Annotated in this window: 19 protein-coding genes and 2 pseudogenes; 12 read left to right on the forward strand and 9 right to left on the reverse strand. The window is 57.9% G+C overall.

The window, feature by feature from the left end; all coding sequences use genetic code 11:
* Nucleotides 1-3: 3 nt before the first annotated feature.
* From uxuA to HMPREF3039_RS12665, 5 genes and pseudogenes are all read left to right on the forward strand, one after another.
* Nucleotides 4-1,173: pseudogene (gene uxuA / locus HMPREF3039_RS14625) on the forward strand (mannonate dehydratase); the annotation flags it as partial.
* Entirely contained in the window at nt 1,162-2,004 is an 843-nt protein-coding gene (locus tag HMPREF3039_RS14630; protein ID WP_343124316.1) for an SDR family oxidoreductase, read from the forward strand. The pseudogene uxuA and the gene HMPREF3039_RS14630, both read left to right, overlap by 12 nt.
* Before the next feature lie 21 nt (nt 2,005-2,025).
* Entirely contained in the window at nt 2,026-3,423 is a 1,398-nt protein-coding gene (gene uxaC, locus HMPREF3039_RS12655) for a glucuronate isomerase (RefSeq protein ID WP_067572553.1), read from the forward strand.
* 3 nt (nt 3,424-3,426) lie between these two features.
* Nucleotides 3,427-4,056: a bifunctional 4-hydroxy-2-oxoglutarate aldolase/2-dehydro-3-deoxy-phosphogluconate aldolase gene (gene eda / locus HMPREF3039_RS12660; RefSeq protein WP_067572555.1), complete on the forward strand. Its 630-nt coding sequence runs from the start codon at nt 3,427-3,429 to the stop codon at nt 4,054-4,056.
* A 36-nt stretch (nt 4,057-4,092) separates the two neighbouring features.
* Nucleotides 4,093-5,373, forward strand: a complete 1,281-nt coding sequence (locus HMPREF3039_RS12665) for an MFS transporter (protein ID WP_067572557.1) — start codon at nt 4,093-4,095, stop codon at nt 5,371-5,373.
* 546 nt (nt 5,374-5,919) lie between these two features.
* On the opposite strand, the gene HMPREF3039_RS12675 is transcribed toward HMPREF3039_RS12665, so the two are convergent.
* Together HMPREF3039_RS12675 and cls are read right to left on the reverse strand one after the other, a co-directional pair.
* Nucleotides 5,920-7,431: a pyruvate carboxylase subunit B gene (locus tag HMPREF3039_RS12675; protein ID WP_067572563.1), complete on the reverse strand. Its 1,512-nt coding sequence runs from the start codon at nt 7,429-7,431 to the stop codon at nt 5,920-5,922.
* Between the two features lie 120 nt (nt 7,432-7,551).
* Complete coding sequence (cls, locus tag HMPREF3039_RS12680; RefSeq protein WP_067572626.1) at nt 7,552-9,009, reverse strand: cardiolipin synthase; 1,458 nt, start codon at nt 9,007-9,009, stop codon at nt 7,552-7,554.
* 142 nt (nt 9,010-9,151) lie between these two features.
* Between cls and HMPREF3039_RS12685 the strand changes: the two genes are divergently transcribed.
* The 3 genes from HMPREF3039_RS12685 (at nt 9,152) to HMPREF3039_RS12695 (ending at nt 11,482) form a co-directional block, all read left to right on the forward strand.
* The gene (locus tag HMPREF3039_RS12685) at nt 9,152-9,967 is read left to right on the forward strand and encodes a thymidylate synthase (protein WP_067572565.1); all 816 of its coding nucleotides are present in this window, start codon (nt 9,152-9,154) and stop codon (nt 9,965-9,967) included.
* A 27-nt stretch (nt 9,968-9,994) separates the two neighbouring features.
* A complete protein-coding gene (locus HMPREF3039_RS12690; RefSeq protein ID WP_067572566.1) occupies nt 9,995-10,465 on the forward strand; it encodes a dihydrofolate reductase in 471 nt (156 codons plus the stop codon).
* A gap of 195 nt (nt 10,466-10,660) precedes the next feature.
* Complete coding sequence (locus tag HMPREF3039_RS12695) at nt 10,661-11,482, forward strand: hypothetical protein (protein WP_067572568.1); 822 nt, start codon at nt 10,661-10,663, stop codon at nt 11,480-11,482.
* Between the two features lie 155 nt (nt 11,483-11,637).
* Here HMPREF3039_RS12695 and HMPREF3039_RS12700 read toward each other — a convergent pair whose 3' ends face one another.
* From HMPREF3039_RS12700 to HMPREF3039_RS12730, 7 genes and pseudogenes are all read right to left on the reverse strand, one after another.
* Complete coding sequence (locus HMPREF3039_RS12700; protein WP_147550186.1) at nt 11,638-12,468, reverse strand: PEP-CTERM sorting domain-containing protein; 831 nt, start codon at nt 12,466-12,468, stop codon at nt 11,638-11,640.
* Nucleotides 12,469-13,258: 790 nt separating this feature from the next.
* The gene (locus HMPREF3039_RS12705) at nt 13,259-13,693 is read right to left on the reverse strand and encodes a hypothetical protein (protein WP_067572572.1); all 435 of its coding nucleotides are present in this window, start codon (nt 13,691-13,693) and stop codon (nt 13,259-13,261) included.
* Between the two features lie 66 nt (nt 13,694-13,759).
* On the reverse strand, nt 13,760-14,575 hold the full coding sequence (locus tag HMPREF3039_RS12710; protein WP_067572575.1) for a class II aldolase/adducin family protein: 816 nt from the start codon (nt 14,573-14,575) through the stop codon (nt 13,760-13,762).
* Nucleotides 14,576-14,587: 12 nt separating this feature from the next.
* The gene (fucK, locus tag HMPREF3039_RS12715; RefSeq protein ID WP_067572577.1) at nt 14,588-16,012 is read right to left on the reverse strand and encodes an L-fuculokinase; all 1,425 of its coding nucleotides are present in this window, start codon (nt 16,010-16,012) and stop codon (nt 14,588-14,590) included.
* A gap of 38 nt (nt 16,013-16,050) precedes the next feature.
* Entirely contained in the window at nt 16,051-16,416 is a 366-nt protein-coding gene (locus HMPREF3039_RS12720) for a four helix bundle protein (RefSeq protein WP_067572579.1), read from the reverse strand.
* Nucleotides 16,417-16,467: 51 nt separating this feature from the next.
* Entirely contained in the window at nt 16,468-18,246 is a 1,779-nt protein-coding gene (locus tag HMPREF3039_RS12725; RefSeq protein ID WP_067572580.1) for an L-fucose isomerase, read from the reverse strand.
* Nucleotides 18,247-18,868: 622 nt separating this feature from the next.
* Nucleotides 18,869-20,209: pseudogene (locus HMPREF3039_RS12730) on the reverse strand (sugar MFS transporter); the annotation flags it as partial.
* 522 nt (nt 20,210-20,731) lie between these two features.
* Here HMPREF3039_RS12730 and HMPREF3039_RS12740 point away from each other — a divergent pair.
* From HMPREF3039_RS12740 to HMPREF3039_RS12755, 4 genes are all read left to right on the forward strand, one after another.
* Nucleotides 20,732-21,487, forward strand: a complete 756-nt coding sequence (locus tag HMPREF3039_RS12740) for a hypothetical protein (RefSeq protein WP_067572586.1) — start codon at nt 20,732-20,734, stop codon at nt 21,485-21,487.
* 22 nt (nt 21,488-21,509) lie between these two features.
* Nucleotides 21,510-22,505, forward strand: coding sequence for a C40 family peptidase (locus HMPREF3039_RS12745; protein WP_067572588.1), 996 nt, complete (start codon nt 21,510-21,512; stop codon nt 22,503-22,505).
* A gap of 177 nt (nt 22,506-22,682) precedes the next feature.
* Nucleotides 22,683-23,195, forward strand: a complete 513-nt coding sequence (locus HMPREF3039_RS12750; protein ID WP_067572589.1) for a hypothetical protein — start codon at nt 22,683-22,685, stop codon at nt 23,193-23,195.
* Between the two features lie 152 nt (nt 23,196-23,347).
* Complete coding sequence (locus HMPREF3039_RS12755; RefSeq protein WP_067572591.1) at nt 23,348-25,384, forward strand: sialidase family protein; 2,037 nt, start codon at nt 23,348-23,350, stop codon at nt 25,382-25,384.
* Nucleotides 25,385-25,421: the final 37 nt, after the last annotated feature.

Here is a 25,421-nt window from a genome sequence, read left to right on the forward strand (position 1 = left end):
GTTATGATTGAAAGCTGGAGATGGTACGGTCCGGGGGACCCGATTACGCTGAGGGACATCCGCCAGGCGGGCGCTTCCGGAATCGTGACGGCCCTGCATGAAGTGAAGTGCGGAGACCTCTGGACGGAAGAAGCCGTGGCCGAACGGGTCCGGATGATCGAGGAGCAGGGCATGAACTGGGTGGTGGCGGAAAGCATCGCCGTCCATGAGGATATCAAGACGCGTTCCGGGAACTGGAAGCATTACCTGGAAGTGTACAAGCAGAGCCTCCGCAACCTCGCCGGGGGCGGGGTGAAGGTGGTCTGCTACAACTTCATGCCCGTTCTGGACTGGACGCGCTCCGATCTGGCTTTTCCGATGGAAGACGGCAGCAGCGTGCTGAAATATGATTCCGCCCGCGTGGCCGCCTTCGACCTGTTCATTTTGGAGCGTCCCGGGGCGGAAGGGGACTATTCCCCGGAGACCCTGGACCGGGCGCGCAGCCTTTTCCAGTCCCTGGACGGGGAGGGCCGCCGTGCGCTGGCGGATTCCATCCTGCTGGGGCTTCCCGGCACGGTGGACGACCTGACGCCGGAGCAGTTCAAGGACATGCTCAAACGCTATGAGGGCATCGACGACGCCCGCCTGCGGCAAAACCTGTACGACTTTCTCAACGAGATCATGCCCGTCTGCGAGGAAACGGGCATCCGCATGGCCATCCATCCAGACGATCCGCCCCGGCCCATCTTCGGGCTGCCCCGCATCATGAGCGATGAGGAGGACATGCGCCGGATGATCCGGGAAGTGCCCTCCATGCACTCCGGGTTCACGCTCTGCACCGGCTCCCTGGGCGGCCTGTATTCCAACTCCCCGCACCTGCTGATGGAGGAATTTGCGGACCGCGTTTACTTCGCCCACTTCCGCAACACGGTGTTTGACGCGGACCATGAAAGCTTCCGGGAATCCGGCTCCCACCTCTGCGGGCACACGGACATGGCCTACGCCATGCAGTGCCTCATCAACGAGGAAAACCGCCGGAAGGCGGAAGGCTTGGAAAACTGGCGCATTCCCGTGCGCCCGGACCACGGCAAGCTGATGGACATCGACTTGGAAAAGAAATGTTACGCCGGGTATTCCTACGGCGGCCGCGTCATCGGCCTGGCGGAACTCCGCGGACTGGCCATGGGCCTGCAATCCTTCCGCCCGCTGGTCGGGAAAAACGCCCTGGTCACCGGGGCCGCCGGGGTTCTCTGCTCCGTCATGGCCCGCGACCTGCTGAAGGCCGGGGCCAGGGTGGCCCTGCTGGGCCGCACCCGTTCCAAGCTGGAAGAACTCCAGCGGAAGCTGGCGGAGGAAGGGCTCACCCGGACCCTCGTCATCGCGGCGGACGTGCTGGACAAGGCGCAGTTGGAGGAAGCCGCCACCCTGCTGGAAAACACCTGGGGACGGCTGGACATCCTGGTGAACGGGGCCGGAGGCAACGATCCGCGCGGGACCACCCCCGCGGAGCAGTGCATGCCGGACACCCCGGCGGAGCAAGGCTTCTTCGGCATGGACATGCAGGGCTTTGAATACGTCAACCGTCTCAACATGATCGGCACCATTCTTCCCTCTCAGGTCTTCGGAAAACTGCTGGCCGCTTCCGGCGGCTGCATTGTCAACATCTCTTCCATGGCCGCATTCCAGCCACTGACCAAAGTCGGGGCCTACGGGGCCGCAAAAGCCGCCGTGGACAACTTCACCAAATGGCTGGCCACACACCTGGCTCCTCTGGGCGTGCGCGTCAACGCCATCGCTCCCGGCTTCTTCATTACGGACCAGAACCGCTTCCTGATGATGGAAAAGGACGGGGAAACGCCTACGCCGCGCGGGCGCAAGGTGCTTGCCAAGACGCCCATGCACCGCTTCGGCGAGCCCGGCGACCTGTGCGGAGCCCTGCAATTCCTGGTGTCTCCTTCCGCCTCTTTCGTGACGGGGACCATCATCCCCGTGGACGGCGGTTTCCTGGCCTATTCCGGAGTGTAACCATCAAACATCCTTCCTCCCATGTTCATCGACGACGACTTTCTGCTGGACACCCCCCAGGCGAAGACGCTTTTCCATGAGTACGCCGAACACCAGCCGATCATTGACTACCACTCCCACCTGGACGCCGCCGCCATCGCGGACAACCGCCAGTTCTCCAACATCGCCCAGCTCTGGCTGGACGGTGACCATTACAAGTGGCGCGCCATGAGGACCAACGGCATTCCGGAGCGCCTGTGCTCCGGAGACGCCCCAGACCGGGAAAAATACGACGCCTGGGCCGCCACCGTGCCCCGGCTGCTTCGCAACCCCCTGTACCACTGGACGCATCTGGAACTCCGGAGGCCCTTCGGAATCACCGGAACCCTCTTCGGTCCGGATACCGCCGGGGATATCTGGGAAAAGACCTCCGCCATGCTCCAGTCCGGCTCCCTGGGGGCCCTGGACATTCTGAAAAAGATGAACGTGGAAGCCGTCTGCACGACGGACGATCCCTGCGACGACCTGGCCGCCCACCGGCGGCACGCCGCTTCCGGGGATTCCGTGAAGCTGCTCCCCACCTTCAGGCCGGACAAGGCGCGCGCCATCCATCAGGGCAGGGCATGGATGGAATGGGTGGACCGTCTGGAACGGGCTTCCGGCATGGAAATCCGTGATCTGGCCGCATTCCAAAAAGCCCTTGCCTCCCGGCACGCCTGGTTTGCGCGGAACGGTTGCAAGCTGTCGGACCACTCCCTGGAAGCGTTCGATGATGAAAGCCTGTCAGAAGAGGAGGCCGCCGCCCTCTTTGCCGCCGCCCGGCAGGGCGGGGAAGTGGCGGGACGGGATGCCGCCAGGTTTTCCAACTACCTGATGGACTTCCTTGCCGGACTTGACGCGGCCGCGGGCTGGGTCCGCCAGCTCCATGTGGGCGCCTTGCGCAACCCCAACGGGGCGGCCCTGCGGGATCTGGGGCCGGACACGGGCTTTGACGCCATTGCGGACTTCACGTACATCGCCCCTCTGGGCCGCCTGCTGGACCGCTCCGCGCAGAAGGGAACGCTGCCGCGCACCATCCTGTACAACCTGAATCCGCGGGACAATGCCGCCCTGGCCGTGCTCTGCGGCAGTTTTCAGGACGGAGTCACGGCCGGCAAAATGCAGTACGGCGCCGCCTGGTGGTTCCTGGACCAGATGGACGGCATGACCCGCCATCTGGAGACCCTCAGCCAGCTCGGCATGCTCTCCCGCTTCGTGGGAATGCTGACGGACAGCCGCAGCCTGCTCAGCTACACGCGGCATGAATACTTCCGCCGCATTTTGTGCCGCATGCTGGGCAGGGACATGGCCCAGGGCCTGGTCCCGGACGACATGGACATGGTCGGCTCCCTGGCGGCGGACATCTCCTACAACAACGCCAAACAATACTTCAACTTTTAAACCATGAACACATTATTGGAAAAACTGTCCGCCATCAGGCTCGTTCCCGTCGTTGTCATCAACGATGCGGAAAAAGCCGTTCCCCTCGCCAGGGCCCTGATGGACAACGGCTGCGGCTGCATGGAAATCACGTTCCGTACGGCTGCCGCCGCGGAAGCCATCGCCCGCATCTCCCGCGAGGTGCCGGACATGCTGGTGGGGGCGGGCACGCTGCTGACGCCGGAACAGGTGGAGCAGGCGCGCCATGCCGGGGCCTCCTTCGGCGTGGCTCCCGGTTTTGATCCCCTGGTGGTGAAAGCCGCCTCCGCCCTGGGCTTTCCCTTCGTTCCGGGCGTCTCTACGGCTTCGGAAATGAGCCAGGCCCTCTCCCTGGGGTGCCTGTTCCAGAAATTCTTCCCGGCGGAAGCCGCAGGTGGCGTCAAGATGCTCAAATCCCTGCTGGGAGCCTTCCGGCACACGGGCGTGCGCATCATGCCCACGGGCGGCATCCATGCCGGCAACATAGGCTCCTGGCTTGAAATTCCAGAAGTGGCCGCCTGCGGCGGTTCCTGGATTTGCGAGCCGTCCCTGATCCAGTCCTCCGAATGGGAGGAAATAGGCCGCAGAACCCGGGAAGCCCTCCGGGCCCTGTAGGCGGAAAACAGCATCAATCCAAACAATCCCCCGCTTATGATTCAAGAACAACCCAGGCAGGACTCCTTCCGGTGGATGATCCTTTTCATGCTCTTTGCAGCTACGACGATCAATTACCTGGACCGCCAGATACTCTCCATCCTGAAGCCCATCCTGGACGTCGAGCTGGGATGGACGGACGCCCAATACGGCATGATCATGTCCATTTTCCAGGCCTCCTACGCCATCGGCCTGACCATGTTCGGCTGGATTATCGACAAGTACGGAGCCCGCATGGGCTTTGCCATCTCCATCATCTGGTGGAGTGTGGGGGCCATCTCCCACGCTTTTGCCGTGGGCGTCAAATCCATGGGCCTCAGCCGCATCATTCTGGGGCTGGGTGAAGGCGGCAACTTCCCCGCCAGCATCAAGACGGTGACCAACTGGTTTACCTCCGGGGAGCGCGTATTCGCCACCACCCTGTTCAACTCCGGCGCGAACGTGGGCGCCCTGGTGGCTCCGGCTACCATCCCGTTCATCGCCGCCGCTTGGGGCTGGCAGTCGGCGTTCATCGCGGCCGGCGTGCTGGGCTTCATCTGGGTGGCCTTCTGGCTCCGGATGCCAAAGGAACCGCGCGTGAAACTGGCGGAGGAATCCTCCGCACTGGCGCGGGCGGAAAAGGAAGAGGCCAGGGAATCCATCCCCTGGAGAAAACTTCTCACCTACAGGCAGGCATGGAGCCTCATCATCGTCCGCTTCCTGACGGACCCCATCTGGTGGTTCTTCCTCTTCTGGCTGCCCGACTTCTTCAACAAGCACTTCGGCTACAACATCAAGGAATCCGCCCTGCCGCTGATCGTCATTTACGCGCTGGTGACCGTCCTCAGCATCATCGGCGGCTCCCTGACCAAGTACCTGGCGGGGCGCGGATGGAGCCTGAACAAGGTCAGGAAAATCTCCATGCTCATCTTTGCCTGCTGCGTGCTTCCGGTCATCTTTGTCCAGTACTTCGACATGTGGACCATCGTAGCCGTGCTCGGACTGGCGGGAGGCGCCCACCAGGCGTGGTCCGCCAGCGTGTATACCCTGGGGTCCGACATGTTCCCCAAGTCGGACGTGGCGTCCATCACCGGCCTTTCCGGCATGGCCGGACAGATCGGCAGCGTGCTGTTCCAGACGGCCGTGGGCTTTACGCTGTCCCACTTCGTAGCGCTGGGCAATCCTTCCCACGGCTATGACATCATCTTCGTCGTCTGCGGATGCGCCTATCTGGCCGCCTTCATCATCTTCAGCCTGATCGTTCCCAAAATCAACATGGTGGAGTCCAGGGAAAGCTGAGCTTCCGGACATCTTCCTCCGGACCTTCCCACGGGTGCGGCTTGCCCGTGGGGATGGTTCCGGCCTGGCGACGGCGTGCGGAAGAAAATCCCGCGCGCCGTCGTCATTTTACTCCGCTCCTTGCGGGCAGGGACGCTGGAGTACATGCCATGTGAAGCATGACGGTGCTTCTCCGGAGGCGGGCCGCCGCCGGGAATGATGCTGATTCCCGGTCTTTTACCTTCAAAGAACATGTGAGGGAGGAAAAAGTCCCTCCCGGCATGTTGAAAATACTGCTCGGAGAAAAAAATCCTCTTGGACTGGGGAGGTTTTTTACCGGAAAAGCCGGGAGTTTCTCTTTCCCCCCTTGTTGAATAGCCATTCACGAGAATCGGCATTTCTGCCGTGTTTTTTATAACCGGAATTCCCCGGTGATTGAGGGGGCCGCATTCCTGGATGTTTCCTCCGGAGCGCGGGGAGATTTGGCCGGAAAAGAAGTTTAAAAAACAGGCTGTCCCGGATTTCCGGAACAGCCTGTGAATGGATTGATAAAGTATTCGTCTGTCCTTAATCGACGCGCTCCACTTTCACGGAGTGGGCCTGGCCGTTGATGACGATGGTCAGGTCGCGGGAGCCGGAGGGGCCGCTCACCTGGGCGGTGATGCCGTTGTCAATAACCGTCATGGACGGTGCGGCGGCAGCGGGGGCGGCGTTCACTTGGACGGGGGTCTCCGGCTGCGGTTCGGGCTTCTTGTAGAAGTCTTCCACCTGCTGGGGGAACATGGCGTAAATCACGCAATGCTCGTCGTCCGTGGGCAGGCCCTTTTCCGCAAGCTTCCTGCGCAGGTTTTCCATGTCGGGCTTGATCAGGTCCGCCGGGCGGCAGGTGATCGGTTCCTTGCCCATCTTTTCCGCACAGAGTTTCTGCACTTCCGGATCCACGGGGGCGGGGGTGCGGCCATAATAACCCAGGGCGATGTCCGCCGCCTGGGGCGTGATGTTCTTCCAGCGGCCGAACTTGACGTTCAGCATGGACTGCACGCCCACGATCTGGGAGGTGGGCGTCACCAGCGGAATCCAGCCCAGGGCTTTGCGGACCACGGGGATTTCCGCAAACACTTCTTCAAACTTGTCTTCCATGCCCTGTTCCTTGAGCTGGGTGCGGAAGTTGGAAAGCATGCCGCCGGGAACCTGGTAGCGCAGCGTGTCGGAATCCACCACCTCGTTGCGGTGGGAGGTGAATTTGCCCAGTTCGTCGTAAATGGGCTTGAGCATTTCAGACACCTCAATGAGCTTGTCCGTATCGTAATCCGGCTTGCGGGAATTGCCGTTGAGCAGGGCGAGCATGCGCAGGCAGTCCGGCTGTCCCGTGCCGTTGGCGAAGGGGGAGATGGATACGTCGCAGGCGTCCACCCCGGCGTCAATCGCGCTGAGGTAGGTGGAGGCGCCGAGTCCGGCGGTATCGTGCGTGTGAATCCAGACGGGAATATTCAGGTCCTTCTTCAGAGCGCTGACCAGTTCATGCGTCACGTAGGGAGGGATGAGGCCGGCCATGTCCTTGATGACGATGGCGTCCGCGCCCATGTCCGCCAGTTCGCGGCCCATGTCCACGAAGCTTTGCGTGGTATGCACGGGGGAAGTCGTGTAGCAGATGGTGCCGTGCGCCTGAGCTCCGGCCTTCTTGGCGGCGCGGATGGAGGTTTCCATGTTGCGCGGGTCGTTCACGCAGTCGAAAATGCGGAAAATATTCATGCCGTGCTTGGCGCTCATGGCCACGAAGGCTTCCACCACGTCATCCGCGTAATTGGTGTAGCCCACAATGTTCTGGCCGCGCAGAAGCATCATGTGGGGCGTTTTGGGGGCGGCCTTCTTCAGGGCGTCCAGACGGTCGAACGGCCATTCCTTCAGGAAGCGAAGGCCGGCGTCGATGGTGGCTCCGCCCCAGGTCTCCAGGGCGCTGAAGCCCATGGAATCGAGGATGGGGGCGATGGGCAGCATGTCTGCCGTCTTCATGCGGGTGGCCGCCAGGGACTGGTGGCCGTCGCGCAGAACGGTACAGTTGAATGTAACAGGATTCATATTTATTTAACGATCGTTAAAAATTGAAGGGGGTGGCTTCTTGAAAAGAATTGTCTCACACGAGTTTGAGGAGGTCAAGCTTACAAGAGTAAAATTTAGAATGATTCCAATAAAATTCAGTTATTGTACGGGAGCCATCAACCTGGCAAGGTTGCATAGCATTTTGAATCCCAGCGATTTTTTGTTGTAGTCCTCCAGGGATTCCCGGACGGACGAGTAAAAGTCTTTTTCCAGCATGGCCTGTACCTCCGCACACACGCCGGGATCGCGGACAATGGCGGTGAGCTCGAAGTTCAGGGCCAGGGAGCGGTTGTCCAGGTTGGCCGTTCCCACGGTGGCGATATCGTCGTCCATCAGGATCACCTTCTGGTGCAGGAAGCCCTTTTTGTAAGCCCAAAGCTGGATGCCGTAGGTATCCAGGTCACGCAGGAAGGTGAAGGAGGAAAGCTTCACCAGAATGTGGTCCGCCCGTTCCGGGCGCAGGATGCGCACGTCCACATTCCGCAGGGCGGCCGCCTGGAGGGCGGACATCACGCCTTCGTCCGGCACGAAATAGGGCGTGGAAATCCACAGGCGGTGCGTAGCCCGGTTCGCCAGGGCGATGATGGTGGTCTTCCACGCAGGAATCACGTCCGCCGGGCCGGAAGGCAGCACCAGCACGGTTTTATCCTCCGGCTGGGGCGTGATGTCCCAGCACAGGCGGGGGAAGGTGGACGGGGTGGATTTCGACATGGTGGCCCAGTTCCAGTCTTCCAGGAAGCTGATCTGGGTTTGCTGGACGGAGGGGCCGTGAAGCTGGATGAACGTGTCTCTCCAATACCCCAGCGCCCCCTTTCCCAGATACTCCCGGCCGATGTTCATGCCCCCGATGAAGGCGGTGGAGCCGTCCACGACCACCAGCTTCCGGTGGTTCCGGAAATTCAGGCGCAGGACGTTGCTCAGGAAGTGGCGCTTTCCGTTGAACGGCTCGATCTTTACCCCCTCTTTCCGCAGGGCGGAAATATAGCCGGGCGGTAGTTTGTGGGAGCCTATTTCATCATACAGCATGTAAATGTGGATGCCGTCCCGCGCCCGCTCAATCAGCAGGTTTTTCAGGTTCCGGCCCACGGAATCGTTCTTGATGATGAAAAACTCGATCAGGATGTACCGCTCCGCCTTCTTGATGGCGTCGTAAATGCGGGGAAAGGCGTTGTCCGCGTCGATCAGGAGCTGGCAGGAATTGCCCCTGCACACCGGCAGCCGCACGATGTCCCCCAGCGTCTGCATGATCTCCCCCGCCGTGTCCGCGGAGCGGATGGCGTACGGCTTCATGCAGTTCGTGATCTTGTCCGTCAGCTCCCCCCACGGGGACTCGGAATCCGTCTGCCTGCGCCGCGTCTCCACGTAGCCGCTGAAGGTGCGCCGCCCCAGAATCAGATAAAAGGGCACGGCGATGTAGGGGAAGGCCAGCAGGGAAATCAGCCACGCGATGGTGCCCTGGGGCGTGCGCGTGTGGAGCAGGGCCGGAATCAGGCAGAATGCCCCGGCTATGTGGCACAGGGCGGCGAATCCCAAATATGGCTCGTCAGGTATGAGCATGGAAATCATGGAACGCGTAACGGAAAAAATACAGGGGCGGGGAATAGTGAAAAGGCTGGCTTTTGGTGCTGGAGATGGTACTAAAGTGGCGCATGCTCGTATTATCACGGGCCAAGGGCTGAGAAAAGCGCAAATTACGGAAATGAAGCAGTATTTGGAACTTTTGGACGACGTTTTGACCCATGGGGTGGGGCGGGAGGACCGGACCGGGACGGGCACCATCGGCGTGTTCGGCAGGCAGAGCAGGTATGACCTGCGCGACGGTTTTCCGTGCCTGACCACCAAGAAGCTCCACCTGCGCTCCATCATTTACGAACTGCTCTGGTTCCTGAAAGGGGAGACCAACATCAAATTCCTGAAAGACAACGGCGTCAGCATCTGGGACGAATGGGCCGATGAAAACGGCGAGCTTGGCCCCGTGTATGGCGCGCAGTGGCGCTGCTGGCCCGGCGAGGACGGACGTCCCATCGACCAGATTGCCAGGCTGATAGACGGTCTGAAAAACAACCCGTGGTCGCGCCGCCACATCGTCAGCGCCTGGAACGTGGCCCTGGTGGATGACATGGCCCTCCCGCCGTGCCATTCCCTCTTTCAGTTCTGCGTGATTCCCGCCCAGCCGGGAGAGGAAAGGCACGGCCTTTCCCTGCAGCTCTACCAGCGCAGCGCGGACCTCTTCCTGGGGGTGCCGTTCAACATTGCCTCCTATGCCCTGCTGCTGCTCATGACGGCGCAGGTGTGCGGCTATGAGGCCAGGGAATTCATTCATACCTTCGGGGACCTGCACCTGTACCGCAACCATCTGGACCAGGCGCGGGAGCAATTGGCCCGCACGCCGCGCCCGCTTCCGGTAATGAAACTCAATCCGGACGTCAGGACCATTGACGGATTCCGTTACGAGGACTTCCAACTTACCGGATACGATCCACTGCCGCACATCAAGGCTCCCATTTCCGTATAATTCCGCCCACCTCATTCCCTGACCATCATGTCACAGCCCGTCACTTACACAGGAGTGGTCGCCATGGCGTCCGGCCGCGGCATCGGCTACCGGGGCGCGCTGCCCTGGCATTTGCCGGACGACCTGAAGACCTTCAAGCGCATTACCACGGGACATCCCGTCCTGATGGGCCGCAAAACCTATGAAAGCATCGGCAGGCCGCTCCCCGGGCGCCAGAACATCGTGCTGACCCGCGATCCGTCCTGGACGGCGGAAGGAGTGGACGTCATTCATTCCGTGGAGGAACTGAAGCGTCTTCCCCTGATGGACCCGGAAGTCATGGTCATCGGCGGTGCGGAAATCTTTTCCCTGATGATGCCGCTCATGTCCCGCATGTGGGTTTCCCATATCAGGGGAGAATATCCGGCGGATACGTGGCTGCCGCCGTTTGAAGACCGTTTCCGGTCAGCAAATCTGCACGAACAATTTGAAGGGTTTGACCTGTTTTTGTACGAATAGGGGATTCCGAATCCGCTGGCAATGGAATTTATTGACAATAAATGTTTTATTTTTATAAGGCATTGATAATAATTAATATGCTCCAATTCTGATATTTTTTGAATATTCCTGTTTGTTCATGACCGTCTTGGAATTATAAAGACGGTTAATAACAGATCAAAAACGCGGATTCGGAATCCGTTACATTATCCGCGTATGAAAACTGTTCTGTCCCTGCTGGTTGTTTTGTGCAGTACGGCGTCCTTTTCCCTGGGAGCCTCCCTGTATTATTCCGGTTCCAATGACGGCTGGTGGGAAACGGCCGGCAATTGGAAAACGGATTCTCCGGACGGCCCCGCGTCCGCATCAAAACCCGCCACGGGAGATACCGTGTACATCGGCGCCGGAGGAAACATCAACGTCAAGATAGGGAGCAACGGAGGGAGCAATACGTTCTACGGCATGAATATCAATATCGCAGAGGGGAGCACCCTGACGGTGACGACCAACGATGCGAAATTCTGGGGTTCCACCTTCACCATCGGCTCCGCGGATGGCCTGATTTTCACAAACAACGTATGGGGGGATTATAAAAACGGCGCTCCTGCGGTAGGTCGCCAGCCCCTTACGTTCAACCTGGGCCTGGAAGGTTCCGTGGCGTACCAGGCCAATTTCAACAGTTCGTCAAGCGCCCACTTCAATTTAAACGGTTCCCTGGACATTCTGGAAGGAGGGGAATTCTCCATCCAGCGCAGGGATTTGATGAGCTTCGGGACCAATGGAGATGCCCTGTCATTGAATTTTTCCAATTTCCAGGTGAACTTTGAAGCCGGAGAAGTTTCCACCCTCTATGACCAGTCTGCGGAACTGACCGCCACCAGGGAGGACCTGGGCAAGTACAAGCTGGTTTATGACGCCGACGGCAAGAAGCTGTATGTGGAATACGTGACGGGCTCCCGGGCCGTTCCGGAACCTTCCGTTTCCCTCCTGGGCCTCCTGTGCGTGGGGGGATTGCTGATAAGGCGCCGCCGTCAATAACTCGGAAGCCATTCGGGCAATCCGTTCGGAATGAATGTGTTTAAACGCGGGAAGGGCCATTCATCTGTCCGTGGAGCGGGCTTGGCGAGTCCAGGAAAATAAAAAAGGCGGGAAATCTCCCGCCTTTGAATTGATCTGATCAAACGAATTGTCCGTCAAGACCGTCTGCGGCGCATCAGAAGCGTGCCGAGGCCAATCAGTCCCAGGGCGGCGGTTGCGGGTTCAGGGACGGCCATGGCTACCAGTTGAACGTTTCCGTCATTGTATTGCAGGCCGAATTCGCCTTCCTTGAGGTTGCTGGCATCCTGGACATAGGTAAGTGTATTGCCGTCGGAATCCGTTACTTGCAATTGGGAGCCGTCAAAGTTGGCAATGGAACCGTCTCCGAAGCCGACATGGAGCATGTCAATGGAGGAAGTCAATCCGGACAGGGTATAACTGCCCTTCAGGATGGTTGTTTTATCCCCAAGCCATGCCGTCCCGATAGTAACCAGGCTGTTTCCCGTCATTTGTCCGAAGTCGAAAACCGTTCCGTCCGCAACGCCCATGTCAAAATTGAAATTCACTTGAGTGTTGGTTCCGAGATGCATGGAAAATGCTCCGTAATCTCCCCATTCGGTGGCATTAAGGGTGACATAGTCTCCCAAATAGATACCTGATACACAACTTTTCAGATCGTTTCCGGCTGTAACGGTAATAGCTGTCTGGTTGCTGGTGAACGTCTGTTTTCCGCCTTCCATGGAAAAATCATACCCAATAAAGCCGGGGTCCTGATTGATGGGCTTGTAACCGTCTCCTGATTGAAGGCTGCTCTGGGATGAATTTTTAAGGACACCCCAGTTGTTTTCTGACCAATTTCCATTGTCGCCCCCATTCCAGACGTAAACCCAGTAACCGTTGTAATTGAAGTCGGGCTGTAATACGGTAGCCGCCTGAGAGGCGGAAACGGCCATCATTGCCATGAACAGCGATAAAGTCTTCTTCATAAAAATGGTTTCTTCCTTGAACAGAAACAAATGTGTCGGATTTCATATCCGGCAATGATTTCATTTTGTTGTTACTTATTTTTTTTCAGTGATTAAGAAAAATTATAGATTATGTAAAAACACTGAAATACAAGTGAATTCCTTGTTTAAATTTTCAAAAACAACTATTTATCAAACATATCTATTGACAACGGATATGAAATCCGTATTTGTTTTTAGCTTCAAAGGAATTTATCATTCGGAATAGCCTTTTCCATCTGCATTAATAGAATGAAAGGAATCATTCTATTTTTTGAGGGAAGGCATGAATGAACTAAAGCAGCCTGTGGCGGCTGGATAATTTTCTGATCTGGCAGGGAAGGTTTTTGCGGAAGGATTTAATCCTGTTGCTCTACAGCATCATTTGCAGTAAGGGCTAGCTACTTTTCTTTCCGCTGCCGGAGTCCGGACTCAGAATTTTTAGGGCGGAAGAACCTCTGTCGGTTTTGCTGGAAGAGATAGGAGAATGCCGCAGCGGAAAGTTCTTTAGTCAGGAATGACTCATGCTGAATACAGTTGAACCCGTCTCGCGCGGAACCTTGAACGGAACCCGTGGGCAGGGGATTAAAACGTGGGATTGAGGTGCAAAAAGGTGCGGTGGGCATGACCGGTTCCACAGGAAGCCGGCAGGGAAGGGAAATAGTACGCTTCCGTTTATTCACTTTTCCGGACGGGAAGACGGAGGGCTTCCGGGAAAAGCCCTTCCTTCATGGATGTTTCCATTTCCGGATTTTTCCTCAATGGCGGGACTTTATTTAAAATCGTCCTTGCCCGGAGAGAAAGGCTGTACGACCCAGTCGAATTCCAGTTCCCTGTCACCTCCTCCCATGGAGACGTATTTCGGCCTGATCGAAGTCCCTGCATTCTCTCCTTCTTCTTGGGAGGAAGGTTTTTCCCAGATGAAGGAGATTTCTTTTACCCTCCTTTCACCGGATTCGAGGAAGATCGTGTGGGTCCGGATGACCGGCAGGTACCAGGAAGCGGCATCCGGATAGGAACAGGCGGTTTCCCAGGCAGCTTTATTTTCTTTTCCCTTTTTTTCCGCCTTCCAGGTGACGCTCAGGGAAGTTTTCCCCTGGCGGCCGTCTTCTGCGCCTCTAGTGTACTGAAGGGAGAGTGAATCCTGTGTAACGATGATGGGATTAATCAGGAAGACTCCGATGGCGATGGAAATGGCAGTGATCATATTTTCATGCAGGGGGGTGGAAAAAACGGGGCGGCAGGATTTCCGCCGCCCCGCTGAAAGAGTTTTTTATTTGCCGGATTTGCCCAGCTTGTACCCGGCGTAGGTTTCCGTATTGTACAGAGGCTGTCCTTCCGGAACGGCGTAGCCGATGGCCTTGCGGATGGCGAGGAAGTCCGCCACGCCTTCCGGTCCCACCTGGTTCAGGGGGGCCTTGTGCAGCCCGGCCAGAAGGACCATGCGGCAGTAGGCGTCCGCGTTTTCCATGAACCATTCCGCCTCCTCCACGTGGCGGCCTCCGGCGATGACGCCGTGGTTTTCCATGAATACGACGGTGGATTGCCTGGATACCTCCGCAACGGCCTGGGCCGTTTCCGGGGAGCCGGGCGTTCCGTAGGGGGCCAGCGGGATGTGCCCCAGGAAAATGTCCGCTTCCGGATTGATGCCGGAGGGCGGAACCTGGCCGGCGAACAGGAAGGCGTTGCAGTGCGGGGGATGGGCGTGGATGCAGGAGTTGACGCCCACGGATTTCATCATGGCGATGTGCGTCTTCACCTCGCTGGTGGAGGGGCGGATGCCCGCTTTCTGGCGGCCTTCCATGTCCACCAGGCAGATGTCCTCCACCTTCATGAATCCCTTGGAGCACAGGGTGGGGGAGCACAGTACGAGATTCTGCGCCACCCGCACGGAGATATTGCCGCCGTTTCCGTCCACATACTCGCGGTTCCACAGGCGGCGGCCCATGTCGCACATGCGTTCCTTGATCACCAGGATTTCAGGGGAATTGAAAAACGCGTCCACTTCCTCCTTCGTGACGGGATTGTACTTTTCCCACGGGAACACCTTGTCCGGGAGGGGCGGGGAGATTGACCAGTCTTCTGACATATTAGTTGCGTGTTAATGGTTGAGCTTTTCGTAGGCGGCCTTCTGGGGGCCGGGCAGGAATGTCCGGTACATGATGCCGAAGGCGTCCCTGGCCTGCTCGGGCGTAGAGTACACTCCGGCTCCGGCAAAGGCAAACATGGATGCGCCCAAAACGGTGCTTTCCGAGACTTCCGAGACTTTCACCGGAATCTGGAGAATGTCCGCGCGCATCTGCGTCCATATCTTGTTTCTGGCTCCCCCGCCTACCAGGATGAGGAAGCCGCTCTTGAAGCCGCCGACGGATTCCAGACGGGCCAGGCGGGATTTCAGGCGCCAGGTGAGGGCCTCCATGGCGGCGCGGTAGATGTGGGCGCGCGTTCTGCCCAGCACCAGGCCGTTGATGGAACCCTTGCCGTCTCCGGATGCCAGAAAGTCCGGCACCATGGTGACTCCGTCGCAGCCGGGGGGAATCACTTCCGCTTCCGCGTCCATGACGTCGTACGTTTCTCCCCGGAAGCAGGCGGATTTCACCCATTCAATGATGCCGGAGCCGAGCCATTGCAGGCCGGGGTTGAGCAGGCCGGGTTCCGCGTCGAACTCCGCCGTGGCTCCGTCCGCGTAATCCTCCGGAGCCAGGTGCGCCTGGGCGGAGCGCACCATCAGGATTTCCCATGTTCCGGAGGAAAGAACGGGCTGGTCCCTGTCCGCTCCGGAACCGAAGATGGCGAACTGGGTGTCATGCCCCGCAGAGATCACGGGAACGCCGGCCAGGGCGGGAATTCCCATGCCCGCGGCCGCTTCCGGCGTGACAAGGCCGATGGTTTTCCCTGCGTCAACCATGGGCGGGAAAAGGTCGCGGCGCAGGCCGAGGCGGTCCAGGATAAGCGGGGAAAAGTCTCCCGTTTCCATATCCGTAAGCTGGGAAGTTCCGGCCATCGTGCGGTCCGTGGCCATGATGCCGGTGAGCTTGCAGGCCAGAATGTTGGAGATGAAGAGCCACGCATGGGCCTTTTCCAGCAGGTCCGGGCGGTTTTCCTTGAGCCAGACGAGCTTGTAAATGGTGTTGAAGGCAAAGGCGCCCACGCCGGAAATCCGGTTGAGTTCTTCCTGGGAAATGTATTTGCCGATGTGCTTCATCACCTCCGCCGTGCGGGGGCATTTCCAGGAAATGACGGGATAAAGAAGATTGCCTTCCGCATCCGTCAGCGCGCCGTCCACGCCGAAGGTGGTGATTGTCACCGCCTTCACCTGCTCGGCAGGCAGGCCTTGGAGCGCCTGGACGGCGCATTCGGAAAGCTGGTTGAAAATCCGGTCGGCGTCCCATACGTGGAACTCCGGATTTTCCTCTCCCGGCAGCGTGGCGTTGGGCTGCGAGGCCTTCCCCGCAATGACGCCTTTTTCATCCACAACCATCGCGCGCACGTTCGTCGCGCCGCAGTCCAAACAGAGGGAATACATGAGTTGAAGGTTAGGAGTTAATAGTTAAATGTTAAGAGTTAATAGGTGTTGGAGTGCTCTTTTTGAGCTGTTTTATTAATGGAAACCAGCATTTTAAGGATTTCCGTGCAGTCCTGGCTGATGGAGGAATATTCCGGTTCCGTCAGGCTTCCGGTGGCATGCAGCAGTTTAAGCCAGGTATGTGTCTCGGAACATTCCTTCAAAGCAATGCGGGCTTTGGAAAAGAAGTCCCTTCTGCTGCTGCCGTAAACAGCTTCGGATAAATTGGCGGCAATACTCGTGCCGGAACGTATGAGCTGGCTGAGTAATTCCCGTTCAACGTCCTGCTTTCTCAAGTGCCTGCATAATTGAATGATGCGGACCGCAAAAGAAAAACTTTTAGCGGAAACGAGACTTTCTGCCATGTTTTATCCGAAGCTGTTAACTATTACCTATTAACTATTACCTATTACCTGTCAATATTTCCCATACAGCGGCCCGTAATTGGCACAGGCGCGGAAGTCGGCGCTTTCCGGTTCTGCGGTGCCGTGGAGGCCCCAGGCGGACGGGCGGTAAACCTGGTCGTCCGGAATGTTGTGGGCATACACGGGAATGCGCAGCATGGAAGCCAGCGTCAGGATGTCCGCGCCGATATGGCCGTACGTGAAGGCCCCGTGGTTGGCGCCCATGTTGGCCATGACGCTGTACACGTCCGTGAAGGCGCCCTTGCCGGTAAGGCGTGGGGCGAACCAAGTGGTGGGCCAGCCCGGATCGGTCCGTTCGTCCAGCGTCTTGTGCACCTTGTCGGGCAGGTCCACGGACCAGCCTTCCGCCACGATCAGCACGGGACCCAGGCCCTTGACGATGTTCAGGCGCATCATCGTGACGGGGGCTCCGCCCTTGGTGACGTAATGGACGGAGTAGCCGCCGCCGCGGAAGTATTCCCGGTTGGCCGGGCACCAGGTGGCCTGGCTCATCATCTTGTCCGCGTCCTCCTGGGTGACGTCCCAGTGCTTCTTCATGACGGGGTTGCCGTCCTTGTCCGTGCAGGCCATGCAGCCGTCCAGCGCGGCGGAGCCGGAGTTGATGAGGTGGATGATGCCGTCCTTGGCCTTGCCTTCCAGCTTGTAGCCGGTGACGCGCTTCACGGCTTCCGGGCTCCAGTAGGTGCGCACGTCCGCAAAGACGTTCGCCTGGCCGGTGAGCAGGTAGCCGAACAGGAGGCACGCTCCGTTCAGGGAGTCGTTTTCCGTGGCGAAGGGCATCGGCGCGCGCGGGCCGTTCCAGTCAAAGGTGGAGTTGAGCAGAGTTTCCGCGATGTCCCCGTTGGGGTAAAAGTCCGTCCAGTGGCGCTGGCCCTGGAAGCCGCCGGCAATGGCCTGGTAGCCCAGGGACTCTTCTTCCCGGTCGATCTTCTTGAGCTTGGGATTGCCCTGCATCATGTCGCGGAAGATCATGGCCATCAGCACGCTTTCCTTGAAGGTTTTGCGGCGGCCGTTCTCGTCCAGCTTCAGGTCCGGGCGGTTCTTGTCCTCGGCGAATTTGAAGACGGCATCGGCCCACTTCATGGCGATGTCGAATTCCTCCTGGTCGTAAATCTTCTGGTCCATGCGGCGGCGCACTTCCGTCATGTCCACGGCCTGTACGCGGATGCCCAGGTAGTTTTCCCAGAAGGACTGGTCCACGATGGAGCCGGCGATACCCATGGAACAGCCGCCGATGGAAAGGTAGCCCTTGCCGCGGAGCGTCGCCACGGCCAGCCCGGCGCGGGCGAAGCGGAGGATTTTTTCCGCTACGTCATCCGGGATGGAGGTGTCTCCCGCATCCTGCACGTCCTTGCCGTAAATGGAAAAGGCGGGGAAGCCCTTCTGGTTCAGGCCCGCCAGGGCGGCGGCCAGGTACACGGCGCCGGGGCGCTCCGTTCCGTTGAAGCCCCAGATGGCCTTGGGCGTGAACGGGTCCATGTCGAAAGTTTCACTGCCGTAGCACCAGCAGGGCGTTACGGCCAGGGAGACCCCTACGTTGTTGGCCTTGAACTTGTCCGCACAGGCGGCGGCTTCCGCGGGGCCGCCGATGCAGGTGTCCGCGATCACGCATTTGACGGGTTCGCCGGAGGCGTGGCGGACATTGGCTTCAATAAGGGCGGCGGCGGCCTTGGCCATGTTCATGGTCTGGTCTTCCAGCGATTCGCGGACGCCGAGGCGGCGGCCGTCAATCGTGGGACGGATTCCTATGGTGGGGAGTATTGTTTTCATATCTTGCGTAGGTGATGTGAAGGGATTATGCCGGTACGGACTCTTCTTCGTCTTCCTCCTTCTTCAGATGAACGTTCCGGAAGAAGAAGCCGTAAATTAGTACCACGGCAAAGCAGATGATGGGAATAAAGAAAGATGACCGCACGGCTTTTTCCACGAAGTTTTCCTGGGCCGTCTGGAACTGCCTCATGTCTAGGGGGTGGGAGATCAGGTCGTTCAGGACGTCGGCCCGGGAGGCGGGGAGCGTGGTCAGGGCCGGAATCAGGGAGAACTGCTGGATCTGCTGTTCCCGGCTGGCGGCGGCGGGAAGCCGGCTCAGGTTGTCCTTGAACAGGGAAAGTTCCGCGGGCGTGAGGGCGGAACAGCCGGGCAGCGTTTTGGCGGCCTCACTGAAGGCGGTTCCGGTCAGGGAGGGCAGGGATTGGAAGGTTTGCAGGTTCTTCTCGAACTTGGCGGCGGTTTTGGCCTGTTCCCCTCCTTCCGCGGCGTTTGCCTCCGACATTTTGTAGAGGGTGAGCATGGAGCCGGAGATGGATTTTCTGGAGTCCGCGGCTTCCACCTGGGCGATCAGGGGGCGGTCGATGGATTCAAAGTAGGCCACCTGGTTTTTCACCGTGGTGTTGTCAATACAGGCGCCCATGTACGGGGTGATGACCGCGCCGCCTAGAATGGCCATGATCAGGCCAGCCGCGCCCAGCTTGACTTCCGACCCCAGGCCGCGCAGGGCGATGCCGTAGATGGTCGGGAACATCAGGGACATGCAGCCGGAAATGGCAACCAGCGTCCAGACGGAGATTTCCTTGGGCAGGTACATGGTTCCCAGGCAGCAGAGAATGCCGGCAACGGCGAAGAGCGCCATCATGTTGGCCGGGTTGAATTTCTTCATCAGGGCCGTGGTGATGGCGCGGCAGGCGATGAAGAGAATGATGGAGAAGATGTAATAGTTGGAGGCGGCCGCTTCCTGCATACCCGGGAAGACGGACATGATGTACTTGATCGTCCACGTCCACACGGCGATCTGCACGCCCACATAGAAGAATTGGGCGACTACGCCGCAGGTATAGCGGGGAAGCCTGATGAGCTTCATGAGCTGGCAGCGGTAATCCGGCATGATGATCAGGAAGGCGATGGGGCCGATCATCATGATCAGGATCTGCTGGACCATGCTGAATTCAAAGCTGGAATAATACTGGAACAGGAAGGGAACCAGAATAAAGGCGATGCAGAGGCCCAGACGGCCCAGTTTGGAGGAAAGCGGCCGGGTGTTTTCCCGCGTGGGCACGGTTTCGTCGTCGGACTTGTAGCGGCAGAAGAAGAACCAGATGACGGCCGCAATGGCGACCAGGCCCACGTAAGGCACGCATACCCAGAAAAGTTCGTCGCTCACGATGGCGTTCAGCTGTTCCGGGTCCATGGCCTTGCGGGCGTCCATGTCCGCATCGTTCAAGTGGGACAGAATGAAGTATTTTGCCAGGAAAATGCCCGTCAGGGAGCCGATGGGGTTGAAGGCCTGGGCGAAGTTGAGGCGGCGTACGCTCGTTTCCTGCGACCCCATGGACAGCACGAAGGGATTGCAGGTGGTTTCCAGGATGGAGAGGCCGCCCGCCAGGACGAAAATAGCCATCAGGTAAATGTCAAAGCTCTGGCCTATCGCGGCGGGGATATAGCACAGCGCGCCTATCATGTAGAAGCCCAGGCCGATCAGCACGCCCGCCTTGTAGGAAAATTCCTCAAGCAGGATGGAGGCGAAAATCGCCAGCACCGCATACGCCCCGTAGAAGGAAATCTGCACTCCGGCGGACTCGGAGGCGTTGATCATGAAAATTTTGCTGAAAGCGGGGACCAGATTGTCCGTCATATTGTTCAGCAAACCCCACAGGGCGAAGCAGGAAACCAGCATGAAAAATGGCAGCCGGTACTGCTTGGGTACGATCGGCATGGTAGAGGTACGATTTGTGTCCATATGCTTTCTCCAATCTCGCACACGAATAACGATGCGTCAATCTGGAAACAGGGGAGAAGCTGGGATTCTGATTTTTCTTCCATACATATGAACACTTGCTTGAAAATATCCATATACGACTGACTGTGAAAAAATAATAAGGTCTTGAACTATTCAATGGCGTGCGTATGGAAGATACGCCTCCCTGTCAAACGGGAAATTTAGGGACGGGCCCTTTCTGGCATTACCATCACTGGAGGGGGCATATGCAGGAATGCAGGCGGAACAGGGACCACGATTTTCGGGAAAAAGGGGGCCTTTCCCTGAAAGAGTGTCCCGGGCATGGGAAACGGTAGAGGAAGGGAGGAAGAACGAATAGAAATGGACCTGGAGAGACGGGTGAAAGTTTTGAATTTATGTAATTTGTTAGAAAAATATATCTATTTTTTTAAATACTTGTTGATTATTTTTGATTTTTTTCATACCGTGTTAGATGAAATATTTGAGTTATCATATATTTAAACAATTAACCAAAATAATGTTATGGGAAAATTAAGCGATACCAAAAACAAGGTGAAGGAAGAGCAGAAAGATGTTCAGGAACAACTGGATATCCTCATTTCTCTTGCAAAGTCTCAAACGGAAATATTCCAGCAGCGAATAGAAGCCAGCTTGAAGGATGGGAAAATCAGCGATGACCTGACCATACCCATCACGAAGGTTCTGGCCAAGCAATTGGAATCCAGAGCCGTTTACAAGGAAGGTTCCGGCGATATTGTGACCAAGGTGACCGAAGCGTTCAAACAGCTGTTCAACGGGAATGGACAGATCGCGGATGCGGTAGGCTCCATCATTTCTACCGGGATTGACGCCATTCTGGGAGCTGGAGAGGGGACGGAGAAGATCGTGGAAACATACTACGTGGTCGTGGAATATCCCGCCCTGGTGCGGTATGACATCAGTTGCTGGGGCCGGAACATGAAGGCAACCGGTTATTTGACCTCCATCCTGACAAGCGCCATATCATACACGGCCTACAAATCCGCTGTAGATGTCAGTAAAATGGATTTCAACACCTTCCTGGCGGCCTATGCGGGCATTCTGAACAAGGCGTTTGGAGATGACCCCAAACAGATGAAGGAAATGATTAAGGAGGCAAAGGAAATATTCAGCATGTTCAAGGACGATACGGTTAAAATCGATGGAGGAGACGATGTACAGTATGTCGAGTCGATGCCATCCACGAAGCATTACATACGCCATGTGGAGGAGAAAAAAGCCGTGGTCGGGGACTTCTGATCCGGAAACAGCATGATGTGCCATGAAGACTGAATTATCAATCAATGAGCTGAAGAAGGGGGATGTCCTCCTTTTCTCCGTGCTTCAGGGGGACATTATCTCTTCCCTGATCGGGCTGCTGACCAATTCGGATGTAAGCCATGCCGCCCTTTATGCCGATGAGGAAAAGCAAACCCTGCTTGAAGCCACCGGAGAACATCCCGTCCTGGAAAATCCGGCCCGGGAAAGGTTTGCCGGGCGCACCATCTATGTTTACAGGAACAGGGATCTCCCCACGCTGGACCCGGTTGTTGAAACAGGAAGGAAATACCTGCAGCAGAAACTCCCGTATGGCGGCATTTATTTGCTGGGGCTTCTTCTGGTGACCTCCAAATATTGCCGGTTCCGCTGGGACCGGGAGACGGCCGGGGCCGCCATATGCCTGCTGGCGTCTACCTACCAGGCCTTGCGCTCCTTGCTGGAGGGCAGTCATCCGACGGCATTTTGTTCTCAATTCGTAGCAAAGTGTTATGAAGAGGCCGGAGAGCCCTACCGGTTGCACTACAAGCAGCCGGTCATTCCGCTGGATGCCTGCGCCGGAAACGGGGAGCGGTCTCTTTTGTTGGAAGCCCTGGAAGAAATGGACTCCGGCGAGCTGAACATCGACGGTGCCGACCCGGACGGATATGAGGAGAATTTCATGATTCAGGAATTATCTGAAAACGTCTTCGATCCGGAAAAGCACGGAGCCATCCTGCTGCAATCCGCCAGGGATGCCGTGGCGGCCCGGCCGGAAAACGGCGGTTTTGTGTGTTCTTCATTCAAGGAGAAAATAGAACTTGTCATATGGACGGGAAGAGTTGCCTATGTCTGGTACTGCCTCCTTACCCACAAGAAGGACTGGAAAAGCCTGTGGAGCCGGCAAGCCCAGAAAGAAGCCCTTCTCTGGCTCAATGAACATCGTTCCTCCTTCATTGCTCCGTCTGATTTCAAGAATACCGGGGAACTTTCCTGCGAAGGCTGCATTGCCGGGAACTGAACCTGAAAAACACCGCCCTGTTGGTCTGGAAAGCCGGACAAACAGGGCGGCGTCTTCCTCCAAATTATTGAAGCTGCTGTCCTGACCCGTCCCATGCGGGAATATATCCGGACATATGCGGGAGAAGGCTGGGCTTCTGCTTGACTCCCGTTGGCGGGATGTTTAAGCATGGGACGTATGATCAAGTATGTTCCCGTCTTTTGCCTTTTCCTGATTGGTGGACTGGTTTCCCGTGCCGTAGAAAATCCTGTGGCCGTTCCTCCGGCTTCCTCCGATGCGCCGGAAGCGCCGCTTCCTTCCGGGGAATTGCTTTCCGACCATGTGGCGGAAGCCGAGTTCACGGGCATCATTCACAGGAAGTGCATGTTCATGACTTCCCTGTGCCCGGACAAATGCGACCATCCCAAGGACTTCGCCACCTTCTGGATCATCAAGTACCTGGATTACCGGAAGCCTGGCAAATATGGCGATGAAAAGCAGGAAAAGCTGATGGTTGACGTGAATCCGGCCCACAAGCCCATCCTCCAGGACGCCTCCGTCCTGAAGCAGATCGCCGCGCTCAAGCCAGGCGACAAGGTTGTTCTGCACTGGTCCCATTATTACATGCACCAGGATTCCAGTTCCTTCCCGCAGCGGCCCGTCATTTCCATCAAGCCTCTTTCCCCCTCCGGCGGGGCGGAGAAGGAGTAACTTCTGGTCTTTTCGCAGAAAAGCGGGCCGGGCTGGACTTGAAAACGCGGGGTGTGCTAGGAACCACGCTGGTCATGGCGCGTTGGACGGATAAGAATGATGCGTTCATCGCGTAATGATCCTTACACACCATATACACCATGCGTTTACCTTTGAACAACTTGACAGTGCTCTCCCTGCTGTGCGCCCTGGGAATGTCCATGACCGGCGCCCTGGGTACGGAAAGCTTTGAACAGGCCAAGCGCGGCAAGTTCACCAGCCTGCAAACCGAATACGGCCCCCTGTCCTGCGCGGATGGAGTGGCGGAAATCGGGGGAACGGGAAAAACCGGAAATTCTTCATTGCGGATGTTCGGCGGGAAAGATGCCGAACTCAAACTGGATTTGAAGGACGTACCCACCACGGAAGTGCGGCTTTCCGCCTGGGCGGAACGCTGGACGGGGCAGGCCCCCTTTGAATTTTCCATCACGGCGGTCGGCCCCCAGGGAGAAAAGGAAATCTATGACGGCAAAAATATCAAGACGGGCGGCTTCAAGACAAAGATTGAAGCGCGCGTTCCTGCAGGCACCCGTTCCCTGGTTTTCAAGCTGACGGCTCCGGAAAACAAGGGGCTGAAACTGGACGACCTGTTTATTGTCCCCTCCATTCCCATGAAAGTGGACCCCCGCGTGGAAATGTCCGCTCCGGTGGCTCCCGTGATCAAGCGCATTCCGGGCAATCCCATTCTTTCCGTGAACGTGAAAACGGAAGGATGCCTGAAGCCCGTTTCCCTGAATGCCGTCAATCTGGATTTTTCCGGGATGGACAGGCTGGCGGACATTGAATCCGTGACGGTTGTGCGCGGCGGGGAAAAACCGGAATTCCCCGAGGGTGCGGTTACATTCCCTGAAGACCCGGCCCAGGTTCTGGGTACGGTCCGTATTTCCGGCGGCATGAAGCCCCGGATTTCCGTCAGGGGCAATCTGGAACTGGAACCCGGCGACAATCATCTGTGGGTGTGCGTCACGATGAAGGACGGAGCCTCGCTGGACGGCAAGGTGGTTGTGCGCCCCGCCAGCGTCGTGGCCGGAAACAAGCTGATGAAAGTGGCGGATGCCGCCCCCGTGGCGCAGCGCATCGGTGTGGCGGTGGTGAAGCCCGGGGATTTCAACTCCAAATTCTACCGCATTCCCGGCCTGGTCCGGACGAAGAAGGGGACCCTTCTGGCGGTTTATGATATCCGCTACAATCATTCCGGCGACCTTCCGGCCAATATCGACGTAGGCGTGAGCCGTTCCACGGATGGGGGCCGCACCTGGTCCGACGTGAAGATTGCCGTGGACGATTCCAAAATAGACCCTGCCAGGAAGGATGCCAAGGGCGTGGGAGACCCCGCCATTCTGCTGGATGAAAAAAACGGCCGCGTGTGGGTGGCCGCCATTTGGAGCTACAGGCATTCCATCTGGGGCAGCAAGTCCGGGGACAATTCCCCGGAAACCTGCGGCCAGCTGGTGCTCGCCAGCAGCGACGACGACGGCCTCACCTGGTCCAAACCCGTCAACATCACGGAGCAGACCAAGGACAAGGACTGGCGGATTTTATTCAACGGCCCCGGAAACGGCATCTGCATGAAGGACGGCACCCTCGTCTTTGCCGCCCAGTACTGGGACGGCAAGGGAGTGCCGTGGTCAACGATCGTTTATTCCAAGGACCAGGGCAAAACCTGGCACTGCGGTACGGGCGTCAGCCAGCAGACTACGGAAGCGCAGGTTATTGAGCTGAAAGACGGCTCCATCATGATCAATGCCCGCTGCAACTGGGGCGGTTCCCGCGTGGTGGGAGTGACGAAGGATCTGGGCAGGACCTGGGAAAAACATCCCACCAGCCGTACTGCCCAGCTCAGGGAGCCCGTCTGCCAGGGCAGCCTCCTTGCCGTGGACGCCGTGCCCGGAGCGGGCAGGTTGGTCCTGTTCTCCAACCCGAACACGACGTCGGGCCGTTCCCACATGACGCTCAAGGCCTCTGCGGATGACGCCTCCTCCTGGCCGGAAGACAAATGGCTTCTGTACGACGAGCGCGGCTGCTGGGGGTACTCCTGCCTGGCGCCCGTGGATAAAAACCACATCGGCGTTCTGTATGAGGGCAGGGGCGCTTTGAACTTCCTGAAAATTCCTTACAAAGATGTTTTAAACGCGGGCGGCGGCCATTAATGCCGCCTGCGGGGCATGAAACTTTTCCGGCCCGCTT

Source organism: Akkermansia sp. KLE1798 (assembly GCF_001580195.1).
Classification (GTDB): Bacteria; Verrucomicrobiota; Verrucomicrobiia; order Verrucomicrobiales; family Akkermansiaceae; genus Akkermansia; species Akkermansia biwaensis.

Excerpts from the sequence above, each read along its gene's own strand:
- HMPREF3039_RS12740 (WP_067572586.1), top strand. The coding sequence starts at position 20,732 with ATGGGAAAATTAAGCGATACCAAAAACAAGGTGAAGGAAGAGCAGAAA.
- HMPREF3039_RS12665 (WP_067572557.1), top strand. The coding sequence starts at position 4,093 with ATGATTCAAGAACAACCCAGGCAGGACTCCTTCCGGTGGATGATCCTT.
- HMPREF3039_RS12690 (WP_067572566.1), top strand. The coding sequence starts at position 9,995 with ATGTCACAGCCCGTCACTTACACAGGAGTGGTCGCCATGGCGTCCGGC.
- uxaC (WP_067572553.1), top strand. The coding sequence starts at position 2,026 with ATGTTCATCGACGACGACTTTCTGCTGGACACCCCCCAGGCGAAGACG.
- HMPREF3039_RS12745 (WP_067572588.1), top strand. The coding sequence starts at position 21,510 with ATGAAGACTGAATTATCAATCAATGAGCTGAAGAAGGGGGATGTCCTC.
- cls (WP_067572626.1), bottom strand. The coding sequence starts at position 9,009 with ATGCTCATACCTGACGAGCCATATTTGGGATTCGCCGCCCTGTGCCAC.
- fucK (WP_067572577.1), bottom strand. The coding sequence starts at position 16,012 with ATGTATTCCCTCTGTTTGGACTGCGGCGCGACGAACGTGCGCGCGATG.
- HMPREF3039_RS12750 (WP_067572589.1), top strand. The coding sequence starts at position 22,683 with ATGATCAAGTATGTTCCCGTCTTTTGCCTTTTCCTGATTGGTGGACTG.
- HMPREF3039_RS12705 (WP_067572572.1), bottom strand. The coding sequence starts at position 13,693 with ATGATCACTGCCATTTCCATCGCCATCGGAGTCTTCCTGATTAATCCC.
- eda (WP_067572555.1), top strand. The coding sequence starts at position 3,427 with ATGAACACATTATTGGAAAAACTGTCCGCCATCAGGCTCGTTCCCGTC.
- HMPREF3039_RS14630 (WP_343124316.1), top strand. The coding sequence starts at position 1,162 with ATGGGCCTGCAATCCTTCCGCCCGCTGGTCGGGAAAAACGCCCTGGTC.
- HMPREF3039_RS12700 (WP_147550186.1), bottom strand. The coding sequence starts at position 12,468 with ATGAAGAAGACTTTATCGCTGTTCATGGCAATGATGGCCGTTTCCGCC.
- HMPREF3039_RS12675 (WP_067572563.1), bottom strand. The coding sequence starts at position 7,431 with ATGAATCCTGTTACATTCAACTGTACCGTTCTGCGCGACGGCCACCAG.
- HMPREF3039_RS12725 (WP_067572580.1), bottom strand. The coding sequence starts at position 18,246 with ATGAAAACAATACTCCCCACCATAGGAATCCGTCCCACGATTGACGGC.
- HMPREF3039_RS12695 (WP_067572568.1), top strand. The coding sequence starts at position 10,661 with ATGAAAACTGTTCTGTCCCTGCTGGTTGTTTTGTGCAGTACGGCGTCC.
- HMPREF3039_RS12720 (WP_067572579.1), bottom strand. The coding sequence starts at position 16,416 with ATGGCAGAAAGTCTCGTTTCCGCTAAAAGTTTTTCTTTTGCGGTCCGC.
- HMPREF3039_RS12685 (WP_067572565.1), top strand. The coding sequence starts at position 9,152 with ATGAAGCAGTATTTGGAACTTTTGGACGACGTTTTGACCCATGGGGTG.
- HMPREF3039_RS12710 (WP_067572575.1), bottom strand. The coding sequence starts at position 14,575 with ATGTCAGAAGACTGGTCAATCTCCCCGCCCCTCCCGGACAAGGTGTTC.